The sequence below is a fragment of the Salibacterium halotolerans genome (assembly GCF_900115625.1).
Classification (GTDB): Bacteria; Bacillota; Bacilli; order Bacillales; family Marinococcaceae; genus Salibacterium; species Salibacterium halotolerans.
The window spans coordinates 67,757-85,126 of sequence record NZ_FOXD01000012.1; the positions used below are offsets into that span (position 1 = coordinate 67,757).

A 17,370-nucleotide genomic window follows, 5' to 3' on the forward strand; every position below is an offset into this window, starting at 1 on the left:
TACCTCCTTTTTTTATTTTCCAAGACAAAATTGGGAAAACAACTGGTCAATCAGGCTTTCATGGACATTTTCTCCGATAATTTCGCCCAGCTGCTCCCAGGCTCTCGTAATATCAATCTGAATCATGTCGACCGGCACTTCCATTTCCGCTGCCCCCATCGCGTCGTTGATGGACTGCTTCGCCTGATTTAACAGACCGATATGACGGGCGTTGGAGAGATAACTCAAATCAGCGGCTTCTACGCCTTCATCGAAAAAGAGTTCCGAAATCGATGTTTCGAGTTCATCAATTCCCTCATCCTGAAGCAGGGAAGTCGTGATGACGGGACGTCCGTCCGCAAGTCCCCGGATACGGGATTCGTCAATACGCCGCGCCAGGTCAGTCTTATTTAAAAGAATGACAGCATTCATACCCTGAATCGCTTCAAACAAGGCTTCATCTTCCTGCGTCAGCTCCTCGGAACTGTTGACAACAAGTAGAATCAGTTCCGCTTCATTCAATGCCTGACGGGACCGTTCCACGCCGATTTTTTCCACAATATCCTCGGTTTCGCGTATGCCCGCCGTATCGATCAACTTCAGCGGAACCCCGCGGACATTCACGTATTCTTCAAGCATATCGCGGGTCGTTCCGGGAACTTCGGTAACAATAGCTTTATTTTCATGAACGAGACTGTTCATGAGGGAAGATTTTCCGACGTTGGGGCGCCCAATAATAGCCGTGGACAATCCTTCCCGCAGAATCTTGCCCTGTTTTGCGGTCGTAAGAAGGTTGTCTATCTCATCGCGGACGGCACCGGCCCGTTCAGTGAGCGTATCCAGTGTCATAGTCTCCGCATCGTCGTATTCGGGATAATCAATATTGACTTCCACATTGGCCACCGTCTCGAGCAGCTGCTGACGGAGACGCCGGATGCGCCCGGCAAGACGGCCCTCCACTTGTTTCATGGCTATATTCATGGCCCTGTCTGTTTTCGCGCGGATTAGATCCATCACCGCTTCCGCCTGGGATAAATCAATCCGCCCGTTCAAAAACGCCCGCTTCGTAAATTCGCCCGGTTCCGCCAGACGGGCGCCCTGGCTGAGAACAAGGTCGAGCACTTTATTCACGGATACTACACCGCCGTGGCAGTTAATCTCCATAATATCTTCGCGGGTGAATGTTTTAGGGGCACGGAGGACAGAGACCATTACTTCTTCAACAATTTCTTCTGTTTCCGGGTCCACCACGTTTCCGTAATGAATGGTGTGGGAATCGACCGAAGATAATGATGCTTTCCCCCTGTATAGCTTTTCCGCGATAGCCGCCGCTTCGGTGCCGCTGATACGTACAATGGCTATGGCACCTTCGCCGGACGGTGTGGAAATCGCTGCAATGGTATCGCCTTCCATCCTCCTGTCTCCCTCCTTCTCTCTATTTATCATGAAAAGGGCATCTTGTGACCCTTTTTCGAACAGGATTATTTTACGTTTCCCTAACAAATTAGAATATCATACAGCTGGTTAAAAAGAAAGAAAGAAGTTGTTCACATGTGGACAAGTAATATTGCTCTTTTTCGTTTACCTATTTCTCCCCCTGTGAACAACTTTTTCGTTTGAGCGGAAATAATTCGAAAGAAAGCGGGAGGCTCGATATAGGACCTGCTTTTCTGCACAAAAAAACACCTGCCGGGATGGCAGATGCCTTTTTAAAATAAGCTTTCGGTTGTGTCGAAGGTCAGGCCGGAGCAATAACAATATAACGGCGGGGTTCTGTACCGCTGGAATACGTTTTTATACGCTGATTGGACTGGAGGGCGGCGTGGATGATTTTGCGCTCCTGCGGCGGCATCGGTTCAAGCACCACCTGCCCGCCGGTTCGTTCTGCTTTAGAAGCAAGTTTCTCCGCCAGATCTTCCAGCGTTTCCCGGCGGCGCTGCCGGTAATTTTCGGCATCAAGCGTGATAGTCATCTGTTTTTTTGCATACCGATTGGCAGCAAGCTGGGCAAGGTACTGCAGGGAATCAAGCGTCTTACCGTGTTTCCCGATGATGACACCGGGTTCTTCTCCGTAGAGATGAAAAACGGCTTCTCTGTCCCTGCTTTCTGCTTTTACCACCTGAATCTCCACACCCATGTCTTCCAGGACCCTGCTCAGAAAACGCTGGGCTTCTTCGGCGGGATCCGGCTTATAACGCGCTTCTATTAAAGCGGGCCGGCTGCCGATCAGACCGAGAAAACCTTTTTTTGGTTCTTCGACCACGTTATAGTCAATATTGTCCTTTGTTTTGGCATGGAGCTGTGTTACTGCAAAAGCTACTGCTTCTTCGATGGTTTTTCCCGAAACCTTAACGGACTTCACTTTTTATTTGCTCCCCCCGATTTCGCTTCCATTTTCTCCTGCCGTTTCTTTCTGGCTCCTGGTCCGGTGATGAAATACGTCTGCACCACCATGAAAATATTCCCGACGACCCAGTACAAAGCAAGTGCAGATGGGAAAAAGAAGGCAAAAGCGGTAATCATGAACGGCATCATATACATGAGAATCTTCATCTGCGGGTTATCCGAGACCATCATCATTTTCTGCTGAATGAAGGTCGTCGTTCCGGCAATGATCGGCAGAATATAATCCGGCTGTCCAAGCTGGAACCATAGAAACGTGTGCTCTTCAATGGCTTCGGTTCTCATAATCGCGTGATAGAACGCAATGAGAATCGGCATTTGAATAAAAATCGGCAGACATCCGGCAAGAGGATTGATTTTATGCTTCTGGAACAGTTCCATCGTCTCCTGCTGCAGTTTCTGCTGCGTCTGCTGGTCCTTGGCACTGTACTTTTCTCTCAACTTCTGCATTTCCGGCTGGATTTCCTGCATAGCGGCCGAACTTTTCGTCTGTTTTATCATAAGCGGCAGAATGAGAACCCGGATAAAGATCGTAACAATGATAATGGAGAGTCCGTAATCATCACCGGTCATCTCCGCAATTTTAATAATCAGCCAGGAAAGTGGATAAACAAAAAACGAATTCCAGATTCCTTCACTTTCTGCTGTGATGGGCTCATTTATATTCATACAGCCTGACATGAACAGCATCACAACAACCAGCACCGCCGCTAAGCTTAGTTTCTTAGACACATGAGTTTCCTCCTTGGAAAAAATTAAAACCTTGTCTTTATTCATGGAATTAAAATAAATGATAACGCTGACACTTGACGAAACAAGCCACTCTATATTCTAGCGGAGAAGCAGAAAAAAAAAAAGGAATCATTTATGATTGTCACGCTTTCTCAACACTCCGGCTACATTCATGACATGTTTCAGACTCTTTTTGATCTGGGCATAGTTCATATCCGCCACCGGTTTTCTGGCGATAATGATATAATCCCTGCCGCCCTCTATCTGACTATCGATGTCCCGGAGCACTTCCCGCAGCAGCCGTTTAATTCTGTTTCTCGTTACAGCATTGCCCATTTTCCTGCTTACAGTCAGTCCCGTCCGGTAATAGTCATTTCTGTTGTTCTCCATGACATAAATTACAAACTGGCGGTTGGCTGATGATCTCCCTTTTTCAAAAATACGGCTGAATTCGTGATTCTTTTTAATCCGATATGCCTTTTTCACCCGGCACTCCTCCATTTGTTTCTGCGGTATGTATCTCAAGCCGCCGCGAAATGCCAGGCAGCTTTTTGGCAGCGGGTATAAACGACAGAAAAACAAAAGTTTTTTATTTCCGAAAAAAGACCACTGTAGAATCAGTGGTCTTAAGCGGAAATAACTTTTCTTCCTTTGCGGCGGCGGTTCTTCAGTACCTGCCGTCCTTTTTTCGTACTCATCCGTTCCCGGAATCCATGTACTTTTTTACGCTTCCTATTGTTTGGCGAAAATGTAGGCTTACCCATTCTATTTGTACACCTCCTTCGAGGAATATCTCAATTAAGGACATTCCCGTAAATTATATAGAGGAACACTTTTTATTGTCAACCTTCTATTTCACGCCGGCTTTTTTCCTGCTGAATAATCCCGGAGGATGTTTCCTTGTGGATATCTTCTCCAAGCGAACAGTTTGATTTTCGACATAGTTATCTACAAGTTACGCACATAATCTTGTGGTGTGGATAAATTGTGTGCACAAGGTATTGATGCTGTGGATAACCATTTGAAAAGGCGTTGTCACTGGTTTTCATTTTTGGTATGATAAATATGTTTTTACTCTGGATAAGTGAAAAGAAAAGTCCTTCTTTTCCACAGATGTGCATAAGTGTGTGGATAAAAATTCACACCCCGTGGATGCAGCTGTCCACAACGATGTGCACGCTGTGTACATGCTGTTTTTCTACCATATTATTGTTTTTCGACAGCTGTCCACAGTTTTTTCAGGGGAGCCTGTCTTGTTCCCCTGCTGCATACACAATATACATGTGTTATCAAGCAAGGCTTCCATCCGTTTGCACCAGGAGTTGGAGGCCTTTCTTTACCCTTTATCCCGGCAGCAGCCTCAAAAAAGGAGGGACGTACATAGTGGAGAATATTACAGATTTATGGAATCAAACACTTTCTGTCATTCAGAAAAAAGTCAGCAAACCCAGTTATGAAACCTGGCTGAAATCAACGAAAGCAGCAGAACTTCAGGAAGATATGATCATCGTCACCGCTCCGAACGAATTTGCCAGAGATTGGCTGGAGAACCGCTACTCCAGGCTGATTTCCGATACCCTGCAGGATATAACCGGAGCAGAACTGCAGGTGAAATTTGTCATTCCGGACAGCGGAGAAGAAGACCATTTTTCGGTGGAAGACGAAATGAAAAAAATGCCGGCTCCCGCGGAGAACCAGCAGGATGAAATTCCCAAAAGTATGCTGAACGACAAGTATTCGTTTAATACCTTCGTGATTGGTTCAGGCAACCGGTTCGCCCATGCCGCTTCTCTTGCTGTCGCGGAAGCTCCGGCGAAAGCCTATAACCCGCTTTTCATTTACGGCGGTGTCGGACTCGGAAAAACCCATCTGATGCACGCCATCGGCCATTACGTGATTGATCATAACCCTGACGCACGGGTTGTTTATCTTTCCTCTGAAAAATTCACGAATGAGTTCATCAACTCGATCCGCGACAACAAAGCGGTTAATTTCCGCAACAAATACCGAAGCGTGGACGTGCTTTTAATTGATGATATACAGTTTTTAGCCGGAAAAGAACAAACGCAGGAAGAATTCTTTCATACGTTTAATGCCCTGCATGAAGAAAGCAAGCAGATTGTCATTTCGAGCGACCGGCCGCCAAAGGAAATTCCAACGCTTGAAGACCGGCTGCGCTCAAGATTTGAATGGGGACTGATCACAGATATCACCCCGCCTGACCTGGAAACAAGAATTGCTATTCTGCGTAAAAAAGCAAAAGCCGAAAAGCTGGATATTCCAAACGAAGTCATGCTCTATATCGCCAATCAGATTGACACAAACATCCGGGAGCTGGAGGGGGCTCTTATAAGAGTTGTTGCATACTCCTCTTTAATTAATCAGGATATGAACGCAGATCTTGCAGCAGAGGCATTGAAAGACATCATACCAAATGCTAAACCGAAAAAAGTCAGTATTGCCGATATTCAAAAAACAACAGCTGAGCAGTTCAGCGTCCAGCTCCAGGAGCTGAAGGCAAAAAAACGCACAAAAACCATTGCTTTTGCAAGGCAGGTCGCTATGTATTTATCCAGGGAAATGACGGAAGCCTCTCTGCCGAAAATCGGAGAAGAATTTGGCGGAAGGGACCATACAACGGTTATTCACGCTCATGAAAAGATAGCTTCGATGATGGACACAGATACCGAACTCCAAAAAACGGTACAGGAAGTTATCGACAGGATACAAACATAATGTGCAAAATCCCTTGAAGTTATCAACACCCTTTTCCACATGTGTATAACCGCGGATCCGCAGGCATTCATCATGTTATCCACAGAATACACAGCTCCTACGGCTGTTACGACTGTTTTATTAATAAATATAATATATATAAGGGAGATGTCGTATGCATTTTGTCATTCACCGGGAAACCTTCGTGCAGGGTGTACAGCATGTAAATAAAGCTGTCTCTACAAGAACGACAATTCCTATTTTGACAGGAATAAAAATAGATGCATCCGAAGAGGGCGTTACGTTAACAGGCAGTGATTCCGATATTTCCATCGAATCATTTATTCCTAAAGCGGATGAAGAAAAAGACTATATTGATATTAAAGAAACAGGAAGCATTGTACTGCAGGCCCGTTTCTTCGCGGATATTGTAAAAAAGCTGCCGGGCGAGGAAATTGAACTGCTTGTTCAGGATCAATTTGCTGCCACACTGCGTTCAGGTTCCGTCGTATTCAATCTGAACGGGCTGGATCCGGAAGAGTATCCTCGTCTTCCAAACCTGGAAGAAAACCAAACATTCTCGCTTCCGCAGAATCTCTTGAAAGACATGATTCGGCAGACTGTATTTGCCGTGTCCACTCAGGAAACACGCCCGGTATTAACAGGTGTAAACCTGGAAAACGAACAGGACCAGTTAAGCTGTACTGCAACAGACAGCCATCGTCTTGCGATGAGAAAAGCGGGGATTGAGTCGGAGGGAGAGCCGCTCAATATTTCCAATGTTGTTATCCCGGGAAAAAGCATGAGTGAACTGAGGCAGATTCTTGAGGATACAGATGAAAGAGTGGATATTGTTGTCACAGAAAGCCAGGTTTTATTTAAATTCCGACACTTATTGTTTTTCTCAAGACTGCTGGATGGAAAATATCCGGTTACCAGCAACATGATTCCAGATTATTCGAAGACGACGATGGAGGTGCCGACCAAAGATCTGCTGCATTCACTGGAGCGCGCACTGCTTCTTTCCAAAGAGGCCAAAAACAACGTCATCAACTTTAAGACACTGGAAGGCCGCGATATTGAAATCAGTTCCGTGTCGGCAGAAGTAGGGAAAGTAACAGAACGTATCACCTGCCATTCTGTAGAAGGAGAGGAGCTCAGGATTTCGTTTAACGGAAAGAACATTATGGATGCATTGAAAGTTATTGACAGTGAAGTCGTGCACATTATGTTCACCGGAGCCATGAGCCCGTTTGTCATCCGCCCGTCGGATCACGACCAGATGCTGCATCTGTTTTCCCCGGTACGGACCTACTGAACAACTTGAACTTTTTTAGGAAGGGAAACGGATGTTTCTCTTCTTTTTTTCCTACTTGGCGTTATCGCTATAGTTTAGTAAAATGGGGAATGAAACCTTATGTCGTTCGTAATTACAGTTAGTCGGAACAGCCGGTCTGTAGAATAAAGCAGGAACGCCGCCAGAGGCAGGAGGAAAAGAAATGCACCAGACAATCATGATTGATACGGAATATATTACATTGGGGCAGCTGCTTCAGGAAGCCGGGGTCATTGATTCCGGCGGTATGGCCAAATTGTTTCTGTCCGACTTTGAAGTGTTTGTCAATGACGAACCGGATCAAAGAAGGGGACGGAAATTGTACCATGGAGACGAAATCGATATTGAAGAAGTTGGGAAGATATCTATTTCTTCCAATCGTTCGTAGAGGGATATCGTGCATATTAAAGAACTCCGCCTGAAGCAGTTTCGCAACTATAAGGACGTCACATTGAACGTTGAAGATAAAGTGAACGTCATCCTCGGCGAAAACGCCCAGGGAAAAACCAACGCGTTGGAGGCTGTATATGTTCTGGCATTTGCCAAGTCCCACCGTACGTCCAAAGACAGGGAGCTGATTGAGTGGGATCAGGACTTTGCCAGAATAGAAGCAGAGATGGAAAGGAAAACCGGATCATTATCGCTTGAGGTCATTGTTTCCGGGAGAGGAAAAAAAACAAAAGTCAATGGACTGGAACATCAGAAATTAAGCGGCTACGTCGGTACATGCAATGTCGTGATGTTCGCGCCGGAAGATTTGAACCTTGTAAAAGGTGGTCCCTCCATGCGGCGGCGTTTCATAGATATGGAAATCGGCCAGATCAGCCCCGTTTATCTTCATGATTTAATGTTGTATCAACAGATTTTGAAACAACGTAACCAGCTGCTTAAGAATATGTTCCCCGTCCCGGACCAGGAGCAGGAAATGATGCTGGACGTACTCACGGAACAGCTTTCCCAGGCGGCGGCGAAGGTGATCAGCAGACGGTTTTCCTTTCTGCGCCTCCTTCAGGAGTGGGCAGGGGAGATTCACGGGCAGATCACAAAGAAGCAGGAACACCTGAAAGTCGGGTACGCTCCTACCACCGAGGTATCAGAAGACATGAACTTGTCGAAGATAGAAGAGCAGGTCCGAAAAAAATTCGAAGAAAACCGGCAGAATGAGATCCGGCGGGGTCTTTCACTAAGCGGACCCCACCGCGATGAGCTTATGATGCGTATCAACGGACGCGATGTGCAGACGTACGGCTCCCAGGGACAGCAGCGCACTGCCGCCCTGTCGCTCAAACTGGCGGAGATTGAACTTATACACGATAATATCGGGGAATACCCGATATTATTATTGGATGACGTTCTTTCCGAACTGGACCACAACAGGCAGTCTCATCTTCTTCATACGATTCAGGGAAAGGTTCAGACATTTGTAACAACGACCAGCGTGGACGGTATTGAACACGAAACCTTAAAACAGGCTTCGACATTTACTGCCGAAGCCGGAACGCTGAAGCAGATGAAATGAGGTGGAACGGATGTTTATTCATTTAGGCGGAGATACGGTGATCCGTTCGAAAGACGTTATCACGATCGTCGATCAGGATACACATGATTCCTCCAGTATAACCCAGCAGTTTCTATCATCCCGGAAGGAAGAGGATGTTGAGAGGATTTCGGCAGAACAAACGAAATCTGTCGTTGTGACGACGGAAAAAATATATTTGTCTCCTATTTCCACCCTTACACTCAAACGGCGGGCCCAGGCCATTTCTGAATACGATGATTATACCGAAGATCAGGAAGATACAACCCAAACCTGACATACAAAACAGCAGGAACAGATTAACAAAACCAACCGGACGTGCAGAAAACTTGGAACTCGTGATGGAAGCGAAGGTGAATAAATTGTCAGTAGATCAATATTCGTACGATGAAAGTCAGATACAGGTACTGGAAGGTCTGGAAGCGGTAAGAAAACGTCCGGGAATGTATATCGGCACAACGAGCAGCCGCGGACTGCACCACCTCGTCTGGGAGATCATCGACAACAGCATTGATGAAGCCATGGGAGGATACTGCGACCACATATTTATTACGGTGGAACAAGACAACAGTATTACCGTTCAGGACAACGGACGCGGTATTCCTGTCGGTATTCAGGAAAAAATGGGAAGACCGGCTGTGGAAGTCATCATGACCATCCTGCATGCCGGCGGTAAATTCGGAGGCGGCGGCTATAAAGTTTCCGGAGGACTGCATGGGGTCGGAGCTTCGGTAGTGAACGCTTTGTCCGAAATGCTTGAGGTGGAAATCCACCGCGACGGGGAAGTCTATTATCAAAATTATGAACGGGGCGTTCCGAAACAGGACGTACAGAAGATCGGCACGACCGAAAAACACGGAACGAAAATCCATTTCCGTCCGGATCCGCTCATTTTTGAAGAAAGCATTGAATTTGAATATGATATTCTTTCCACCCGGCTGCGGGAGCTTGCTTTTCTGAACAAAGGACTCCGCATCACGTTTAACGACAAGCGCGATGAACAGGTAGAAGAAGTAGAGTATTATTATGAGGGCGGCATCGCTTCTTTTGTGGAATACCTGAACCGTCAGAAAGAAGCGCTGCATGACGAACCGGTATACATCGAAGGTGAAAAAGACGGGGTGCAGGTGGAAATTGCGTTTCAGTATAATACGAGTTTCACAAGCAGTATGTACTCGTTTGCCAATAATATCAACACCCATGAAGGCGGAACGCACGAATCCGGTTTTAAAACCGGCCTGACCCGTGTGATCAATGACTATGCAAGAAAATACAATTTATTCAATGAAAATGATCCGAACCTGATCGGCGACGATGTCCGGGAAGGACTGACGGCGATCATCTCCACGAAAATCCCGGATCCACAGTTTGAAGGGCAGACGAAAACCAAACTTGGTAACAGTGATGTCCGTACGGTTACAGACTCTCTGTTTTCCGAGCACTTCTCCAGGTTCATGTCTGAAAACCCGGAAACCGCAAAGCAGATTGTGGAAAAAGGATTGATGGCTTCCAGAGCCCGGGACGCGGCAAAGAAAGCAAGAGAGTTGACCCGCCGGAAAAATGCGCTGGAAGTGAGTTCGCTGCCGGGTAAACTGGCGGACTGTTCTTCCAATGATGCATCCATCAGCGAAATTTACATCGTGGAGGGAGACTCCGCAGGCGGTTCCGCCAAACAGGGAAGAGACCGGCATTTTCAGGCTATTCTGCCGCTGCGGGGAAAAATTATCAACGTAGAAAAAGCACGGCTGGATAAGATTCTTGCCAATAATGAAATCCGTTCAATTATCACAGCACTTGGCACCGGCATCGGGGACGAATTCGATATTTCCAAAGCGCGTTACCACCGGGTGATTATCATGACGGATGCGGACGTGGACGGCGCCCATATCCGTACGCTCTTGCTGACGTTTTTCTACCGCTATATGAGGCCGCTGATTGAGAGTGGATATATCTATATTGCGCAGCCGCCTTTATATAAAATCACACAGGGGAAAACGGTCCGTTACGCGTACGTGGAAAATGAACTGGAACAGGTTCTCGCAGGACTTCCGGAACAGCCGAAACCGGGATATCAACGCTATAAGGGACTGGGCGAGATGAATCCGTCCCAGCTATGGGAGACGACGATGAATCCGGAGGCGCGGTCTGTCCTTCAAGTCCAGCTTGAAGATGCAATGAAAGCGGATGAAATCTTTGAAACATTGATGGGAGACCGGGTGGAACCAAGACGGGATTTCATTCAGGAAAACGCGCACTATGTAGAAAACCTGGATGTATAGCGGGCTGTTTCACCTGGATAAAAGGGACGCTGTTTTTTCTGTCTCTTTCGCAGGTACGATAGGGATGGATCAGAATTGGGAGGTTTAAGGTATGGCAGATCATGAGGAATCGAACGTAACAGAAATAAATATAGGCCAGGAAATGCGTACCTCATTTCTGGATTATGCGATGAGTGTCATCGTCAGCCGGGCGCTGCCTGATGTGCGGGACGGCATGAAGCCGGTGCACCGCCGTATCCTTTTTGCGATGAATGAGCTCGGCATGACACCGGATAAACCCTACCGCAAATCTGCGCGTATTGTCGGGGATGTCATTGGTAAATATCATCCCCACGGGGATTCGGCGGTATACGAAACGATGGTGCGGATGGCGCAGGATTTCAGCTACCGGAACATGCTTGTGGACGGTCACGGCAATTTTGGTTCCGTTGACGGAGATGCCGCGGCGGCCATGCGTTATACGGAAGCGAAAATGTCCAAAATTTCGCTTGAAATGGTACGGGACATCAACAAAGATACCATCGACTATCAAGACAACTATGACGGTAATGAACAAGAGCCGATTGTTCTGCCTTCCCGCTTCCCGAACCTGCTGGTAAACGGTGCAGCAGGTATTGCTGTAGGAATGGCGACCAACATCCCGCCTCATCAACTGGGGGAAGTCATTGACGGGGTGCTTGCTCTGAGCAGGGACCCTGAAATGACGGTTCCTGACTTGATGGAGTACATTCCGGGTCCTGACTTTCCGACAGCTGCTGCCATTGTAGGCAGATCCGGCATCAGGCGTGCCTATCAGACAGGACGCGGGTCTATTACGATCCGGGCAAATGCCTATATCGAAGAACACGCAAGCGGCAAAGAAGCTGTTATTGTGGATCAGCTTCCTTACCAGGTGAACAAAGCCCGTCTTATCGAAAAGATCGCAGAGCTTGTCCGTGAGAAGAAAATAGAGGGCATTACGGATCTGCGTGATGAATCCGACCGCAACGGCATGCGCATCGTAATCGAAGTGAAAAAGGACGCCAACGCGAACGTCCTGCTGAACAATTTATATAAACAGACAGCTCTGCAGACCAGTTACGGTATCAATATGCTGGCTCTTGTGGACGGACGCCCGCAGGTACTTAACCTAAAGCAGTGCCTCAGCCACTATCTCGAACACCAGAAAGTGGTCATCAAGCGCCGTACAGCGTTCGAACTGAAAAAAGCAGAAGCAAGAGCCCATATTCTGGAAGGACTCCGTACCGCGCTGGATTATCTTGATGCCGTTATTGACTTGATACGGAATTCCCAGACTACCGATATTGCAAGAACCGGACTAATTGAACGGTTCTCCCTTACACATGAGCAGGCCCAGGCGATTCTTGAAATGCGCCTGCAGCGGCTGACCGGGCTGGAACGGGACAAAATCGAACAGGAATACAGCGATTTGATGGAACGGATTAAAGAACTTCGTGAGATTCTGGCCAGTGAAGAACGGGTTCTTGAAATTATCCGGGAAGAACTGACCGAGGTGAAAGAAAAGTATAATGACGAGCGTCGGACGCTTATCACAGCCGGCGAGAATCAAATCGAAGATGAGGACCTGATTCCACGGCAGAATGTGGTCATCACCATCTCTCACCATGGTTACCTCAAACGGATGCCGATTGATACCTACCGCAGCCAGCGCCGCGGCGGCCGAGGAGTACAGGGAATGGGAACCAATGACGATGACTTTGTGGAACATCTGTTTACGACCAGTTCCCACCAGACCATTCTGTTCTTTACGAACAAAGGAAAAGCCTACCGGCTGAAAGCCTACGAAATTCCGGAGCTGCAGCGGACTGCCAAAGGGATACCGGTCATCAACCTTCTTCAAGTGGAAAAAAATGAATACATCAGCACCGTTATTCCGGTGGAAGCATTCTCTGATGATGCGTATCTGTTCTTTTTGACAAAACAGGGCATTGCCAAACGTACCAAGCTGTCGGCCTACTCCAACATCCGTAAAGGCGGTCTGTTTGCGATCAACATCAAGGAAGATGATGAGTTGTACGGTGTTCGTCTGACACATGGAGAGGAGCACCTCATCATCGGAACAAAAAACGGCACTGCCATTCATTTTAACGAAGAGGATGTCCGTTTTATGGGCCGCTCCGCTACCGGTGTGAAAGCTATTTCGCTTACGCCGGGTGATGAAGTGGTAGGAATGGACATTGCGGCAGAAGGAAAAGAAGTGCTGGTGGTGACGGATAAAGGTTTTGGAAAACGCACGCCGATCAGCGATTTCAAAGTGCAGCAGCGCGGTGGAAAAGGGATTAAAGCCTGTAACTTAACGGAACGTAACGGATCGATCGTTTCCATGCGCTGTATATCGGATGATCATGATATTATGATTATGACGGTTCATGGAGTTCTTATCCGGATGGAAGCGCGCGAAATTTCCAGACTCGGCCGCTATGCTCAAGGTGTGACATTAATCCGCCTTTCCGAAGGGGAAGTGGTTTCGACGGTGGCGCCAGTGGAAACGCCGGAGGATGAGCTCGTAATGGAAGACGGGAAAGAACAGCTTCCGGCAGAGGAGAGCGAAGAAACAGAGACAGAATCCTATGGAAATGACGATGAGGAACAGGATGACACGCCGACGGAAGAATAAAGTGTCAGACTGAGATGTGAAGAGCAGTCAATTCAGCAGCCGGAGTGGGGGAGAGGGCATGAAAGTGAAACCGAAGTATCTGAAGGAAGGTTGTATTCTTCGTGAGGATGTTTTTGCAGTTACGTCTCGTCCTATTATCAGAAAGAAGACCGTCCTGTCCCATGAACACCTGAATGTACTGAAAGCCTTTATGATCACACATGTATTTGTAGAGAACAGATTGGTCGACGGTACCCCCTTCATGCCGGAAGAACAGGAAGATGACGAGGAGGAAATGACACAACATCCACCTGAAACATTTCTGGATGTCTATTTAAAAGCCGTGCAGGCCTACAAGAGTCTGTTTCAAAAGTGGGCAGGAGGCGCCCGCGTTGAAATGGACAAAGTCCGGTCCCTTCTCGCTTCTCCTGCGGAAAAACTGTTTGAATCTCCGAATCAGATTTTTTCGCTCCATCATTACAGCACGAAAGATGACTATCTGTATCATCATGCCGTTTCTACCGCTCTATTATCCATGTTTCTGGCTAAAAGAATGGGTCTTTCCAAAAAGGAATGGCTGCAGGCGGGCATCGCGGGAGCTATGTGCGACGCTGGTATGGCACGGATTCCGGGCGGTATTCTGCAGAACAAGGGTCATTTGATGGAATGGGAATACGAAGAAGTGAAAAACCATCCGTATTATTCGTATCATATGCTGAAAGAAACAAAGGCTGTAAACACCCAGATTCTTCTCAGTGTTTTGCAGCATCATGAACGGGAAGACGGAAGCGGTTATCCGCTTCAAATGAAAACAGACAACATTCATACGTTAAGTAAAATCGTCAGTACGGCCGATGTTTACCATGCCATGACAAGTGAACGGTACTACCGGAAGAAGCGCTCCCCCTATAAAGTCATCGATGAAATGTTCCGGGAGGAGTTCGGCCGGCTGGATCCGTACGTTCTTCAGTTATTGACGGAGGCTCTTATTACATTTTCCCTTGGAAGCAATGTCAGACTTAGTGACGGAGATACTGCCACTATTATCTACATTGATGAAAAATCGCCTGCTGAGCCTATGGTTCGTTCCGACACTCACCAAGATATTATTCAGCTTCAGGGGAATAAGGGACCGTTTATCGAAGAGATCCTCCAGAACTGAAAAATGCCTTGAACTGCCGGGGGACATCGGTGAGTGCCCAGTCCAGATAGTAGTGTATGAACGAGTAATCTTCTCCCACGCGCTGTGTACAGAGATCCCCCCACCATTCTCCTTCATAACGGCAGAGCATACTTAAATCGTACAACAGAAGGTAATGAATGGAAAGCGGAGCCAGGTTGGATACATCAAAACAGGAAGGCGGCATGTAATAGCTGTTTCCCCGGCGGATAAGCCGGGAAGCAGCATCGTCAGGCAGCCGTTTTATTGAAAAAAGGACAGTACCTGCTGTTCTTTTTTTTATACCTTCCACTTCTATACCAAGCTGTTCAAGCTGATTACGGATCAGGGAAAGTGACTGCTCTTTTTCGGAAGAAACATGCTCCACCGTAATACTGGAAGAAAACAGCTGCACGCGTGGAAGTGCTTCTTCCCCGAAGATATCCAGATACAAATGAACCATCGCATCCCATTTGAAAAAAAGGTGGTTGATTTTCCATTTTTCCCCCGCTGCATGTTTCATGTGAAACATATATAACGAAAAATGCGGGAAAAACCCCTGTTTCTGGATTTTTACTTCATCTTCAAGAAACGTAAACTGTTTTTTCTTCTTTTTTCTCGTCGTCACCCCGTGGGTCAGCATATCCGCAGCTGCTGGATAATGAGGATCCTCGGTAAGTAGGAGACCTTTCAAAAGATGGGTGAGACCGTAAAACAAAAGGAGAGGACGTGTCAGCAGGGAAACCTCTGCTCCTTCTGTCCAGTACGTTCGTCCGAGAAGCCATTCATAGTGAAACACCGGAGTATTCCGGTAACTCCACCGCAGCGCATCTCGGGCGGAAGCACCGCGGACGAGGTACTCTTTTTCCAGTTTTCGCTGCAGTACATTCTGTGATTCAAATGCGGCATAATAAGAAAAATGTGCAGAAGAATCCGTTGGCTTCATGGTTAGACACCTTTCTGTCCTGTAAAATAAATCAGAAAGTTTAAACTTATTTATAATTCTCGTTATCAGGAAAAAAACATGATAAGATATTAGAAAATCTCAGAGTTGGTTTTAGCATGTGCTTGTTAGAGGCTGGTTATGAATCATTCTTTTTCCTGGGCACGAGAATAAAGAAGGTACAGAAAGGTGGAGTGTTACAATGCGTGAAGATAAGTTTGCCAAAGAGGGGTTAACGTTTGATGATGTCCTTTTGATGCCGGACCGTTCGGATATTCATCCGCGTGATGTGTCGCTGAAAACGACGTTGTCGGATAAACTGAACCTCAATATACCGATTGTAAGCGCCGGAATGGATACGGTGACAGAAGCACCGCTTGCGATAGCAATCGCCCGCGAAGGCGGACTCGGGGTCATTCATAAGAACATGTCCATTGAAGAACAGGCGGAAATGGTGGATCAGGTGAAACGGTCGGAAAGCGGCGTCATTACCGATCCTTTCTTTTTAACACCGGAACGAAAAGTATACGATGCGGAGTATCTGATGGGGAAATACCGGATTTCCGGCGTGCCGATCGTCAATGAAGAACAGAAGCTGGTCGGTATTCTGACAAACCGGGACCTTCGTTTCATCGAAGATTATTCCATTGAAATCCGGGATGTCATGACGAGCTCCAACCTTGTAACAGCGCCTGTCGGAACGACTCTTGAACAAGCTGAAAAGATTATGCAGGAGCATCGTATCGAAAAACTTCCTCTTCTTGATAATGATGAGGTACTGCGGGGACTTATTACGATCAAAGACATCGAGAAGGTCATTGAATTCCCTCAGTCGGCAAAAGACAAACAGGGAAGACTGCTTGCCGGAGCTGCTGTCGGTGTGACAGGGGACGCGATGATTCGTATCGATACACTTGTGAAAGCGGAAGTGGATGCGCTTGTCCTTGATACGGCACATGGACACTCCAAAGGTGTACTGGATAAGGTGAGGGAAATTCGTGACACGTATCCGGATGTGACACTGATCGCCGGGAATGTGGCCACGCCGGAAGGAACCCGTGAGCTCATTGAAGCTGGAGCGGATGTCGTAAAAGTCGGTATCGGACCGGGATCCATCTGTACGACAAGAGTGGTGGCCGGTGTCGGTGTCCCTCAGATCACCGCTGTCTTTGACTGCGCGGAAGAAGCAGCACGGCACGATGTACCAATTATTGCCGACGGCGGCATCAAATATTCGGGGGATATTGTGAAAGCCCTCGCCGCAGGAGGTCACGCTGTCATGCTCGGCAGTGTTCTGGCCGGAGTGAAAGAAAGTCCGGGAGACACAGTGATTTATCAAGGCAGACAGTTTAAGGTTTACCGCGGCATGGGGTCGATGGGCGCCATGGAACAGGGAAGCAAAGATCGTTATTTTCAGGAAGACAATCAGAAACTGGTTCCTGAAGGGATTGAAGGGCGTATTCCTTACAAAGGACCGCTGACCGATACCATTCATCAACTACTTGGCGGAATCCGTGCCGGCATGGGATACTGCGGCAGTGAAGATTTAATCGACCTGCGTGAAAATTCCCGGTTCACAAGAATTACCAACGCAGGGCTGAAAGAAAGCCACCCACACGATGTGCAGGTCACTAAAGAAGCACCCAATTATAATTTATAGAATATCCGAG

At 47.3% G+C, this 17,370-nt stretch carries 15 protein-coding genes; 9 read left to right on the top strand and 6 right to left on the bottom strand.

Features of this window, described 5'->3' with window-relative positions:
* Positions 1 to 12 precede the first annotated feature (12 nt).
* The 5 genes from mnmE to rpmH all read right to left on the bottom strand — a co-directional run bounded on the left by mnmE (position 13) and on the right by rpmH (position 3,878).
* The gene (mnmE, locus tag BM124_RS11215; RefSeq protein ID WP_093337618.1) at positions 13 to 1,392 is read right to left on the bottom strand and encodes a tRNA uridine-5-carboxymethylaminomethyl(34) synthesis GTPase MnmE; all 1,380 of its coding nucleotides are present in this window, start codon (positions 1,390 to 1,392) and stop codon (positions 13 to 15) included.
* Positions 1,393 to 1,717: 325 nt separating this feature from the next.
* Positions 1,718 to 2,341, bottom strand: a complete 624-nt coding sequence (jag, locus tag BM124_RS11220) for an RNA-binding cell elongation regulator Jag/EloR (RefSeq protein ID WP_093337620.1) — start codon at positions 2,339 to 2,341, stop codon at positions 1,718 to 1,720.
* Positions 2,338 to 3,114 (bottom strand): YidC family membrane integrase SpoIIIJ, encoded by a 777-nt coding sequence (gene spoIIIJ / locus BM124_RS11225; RefSeq protein WP_093337621.1) that lies wholly within the window; start codon positions 3,112 to 3,114, stop codon positions 2,338 to 2,340. Before spoIIIJ ends, jag begins: the two co-directional genes overlap by 4 nt.
* Positions 3,115 to 3,243: 129 nt before the next feature.
* Positions 3,244 to 3,600, bottom strand: coding sequence for a ribonuclease P protein component (rnpA, locus tag BM124_RS11230; protein ID WP_093337622.1), 357 nt, complete (start codon positions 3,598 to 3,600; stop codon positions 3,244 to 3,246).
* 140 nt (positions 3,601 to 3,740) lie between these two features.
* On the bottom strand, positions 3,741 to 3,878 hold the full coding sequence (gene rpmH / locus BM124_RS11235; protein ID WP_090927328.1) for a 50S ribosomal protein L34: 138 nt from the start codon (positions 3,876 to 3,878) through the stop codon (positions 3,741 to 3,743).
* A gap of 619 nt (positions 3,879 to 4,497) precedes the next feature.
* Between rpmH and dnaA the strand changes: the two genes are divergently transcribed.
* The 8 genes from dnaA (at position 4,498) to BM124_RS11275 (ending at position 14,760) form a co-directional block, all read left to right on the top strand.
* Complete coding sequence (gene dnaA, locus BM124_RS11240) at positions 4,498 to 5,850, top strand: chromosomal replication initiator protein DnaA (RefSeq protein WP_093337624.1); 1,353 nt, start codon at positions 4,498 to 4,500, stop codon at positions 5,848 to 5,850.
* A gap of 154 nt (positions 5,851 to 6,004) precedes the next feature.
* Positions 6,005 to 7,147 carry a DNA polymerase III subunit beta gene (gene dnaN, locus BM124_RS11245; RefSeq protein ID WP_093337625.1) on the top strand — a complete coding sequence of 381 codons (1,143 nt, stop codon included), beginning with the start codon at positions 6,005 to 6,007 and terminating at the stop codon, positions 7,145 to 7,147.
* Between the two features lie 181 nt (positions 7,148 to 7,328).
* A complete protein-coding gene (gene yaaA, locus BM124_RS11250) occupies positions 7,329 to 7,553 on the top strand; it encodes a S4 domain-containing protein YaaA (protein WP_093337627.1) in 225 nt (74 codons plus the stop codon).
* Between the two features lie 9 nt (positions 7,554 to 7,562).
* Entirely contained in the window at positions 7,563 to 8,684 is a 1,122-nt protein-coding gene (recF, locus tag BM124_RS11255) for a DNA replication/repair protein RecF (protein ID WP_093337629.1), read from the top strand.
* A gap of 10 nt (positions 8,685 to 8,694) precedes the next feature.
* Positions 8,695 to 8,979 carry an extracellular matrix regulator RemB gene (gene remB / locus BM124_RS11260; protein ID WP_093337631.1) on the top strand — a complete coding sequence of 95 codons (285 nt, stop codon included), beginning with the start codon at positions 8,695 to 8,697 and terminating at the stop codon, positions 8,977 to 8,979.
* Positions 8,980 to 9,043: 64 nt separating this feature from the next.
* A complete protein-coding gene (gene gyrB / locus BM124_RS11265; protein ID WP_170841115.1) occupies positions 9,044 to 10,981 on the top strand; it encodes a DNA topoisomerase (ATP-hydrolyzing) subunit B in 1,938 nt (645 codons plus the stop codon).
* A gap of 91 nt (positions 10,982 to 11,072) precedes the next feature.
* Entirely contained in the window at positions 11,073 to 13,619 is a 2,547-nt protein-coding gene (gyrA, locus tag BM124_RS11270; RefSeq protein ID WP_093337632.1) for a DNA gyrase subunit A, read from the top strand.
* 58 nt (positions 13,620 to 13,677) lie between these two features.
* The gene (locus BM124_RS11275) at positions 13,678 to 14,760 is read left to right on the top strand and encodes an HD-GYP domain-containing protein (protein WP_093337634.1); all 1,083 of its coding nucleotides are present in this window, start codon (positions 13,678 to 13,680) and stop codon (positions 14,758 to 14,760) included.
* Here BM124_RS11275 and BM124_RS11280 read toward each other — a convergent pair.
* Complete coding sequence (locus BM124_RS11280; protein ID WP_093337635.1) at positions 14,735 to 15,703, bottom strand: YaaC family protein; 969 nt, start codon at positions 15,701 to 15,703, stop codon at positions 14,735 to 14,737. The genes BM124_RS11275 and BM124_RS11280 overlap by 26 nt on opposite strands.
* Positions 15,704 to 15,902: 199 nt before the next feature.
* Between BM124_RS11280 and guaB the strand changes: the two genes are divergently transcribed.
* Positions 15,903 to 17,360 carry an IMP dehydrogenase gene (gene guaB, locus BM124_RS11285; protein ID WP_093337637.1) on the top strand — a complete coding sequence of 486 codons (1,458 nt, stop codon included), beginning with the start codon at positions 15,903 to 15,905 and terminating at the stop codon, positions 17,358 to 17,360.
* Positions 17,361 to 17,370: the final 10 nt, after the last annotated feature.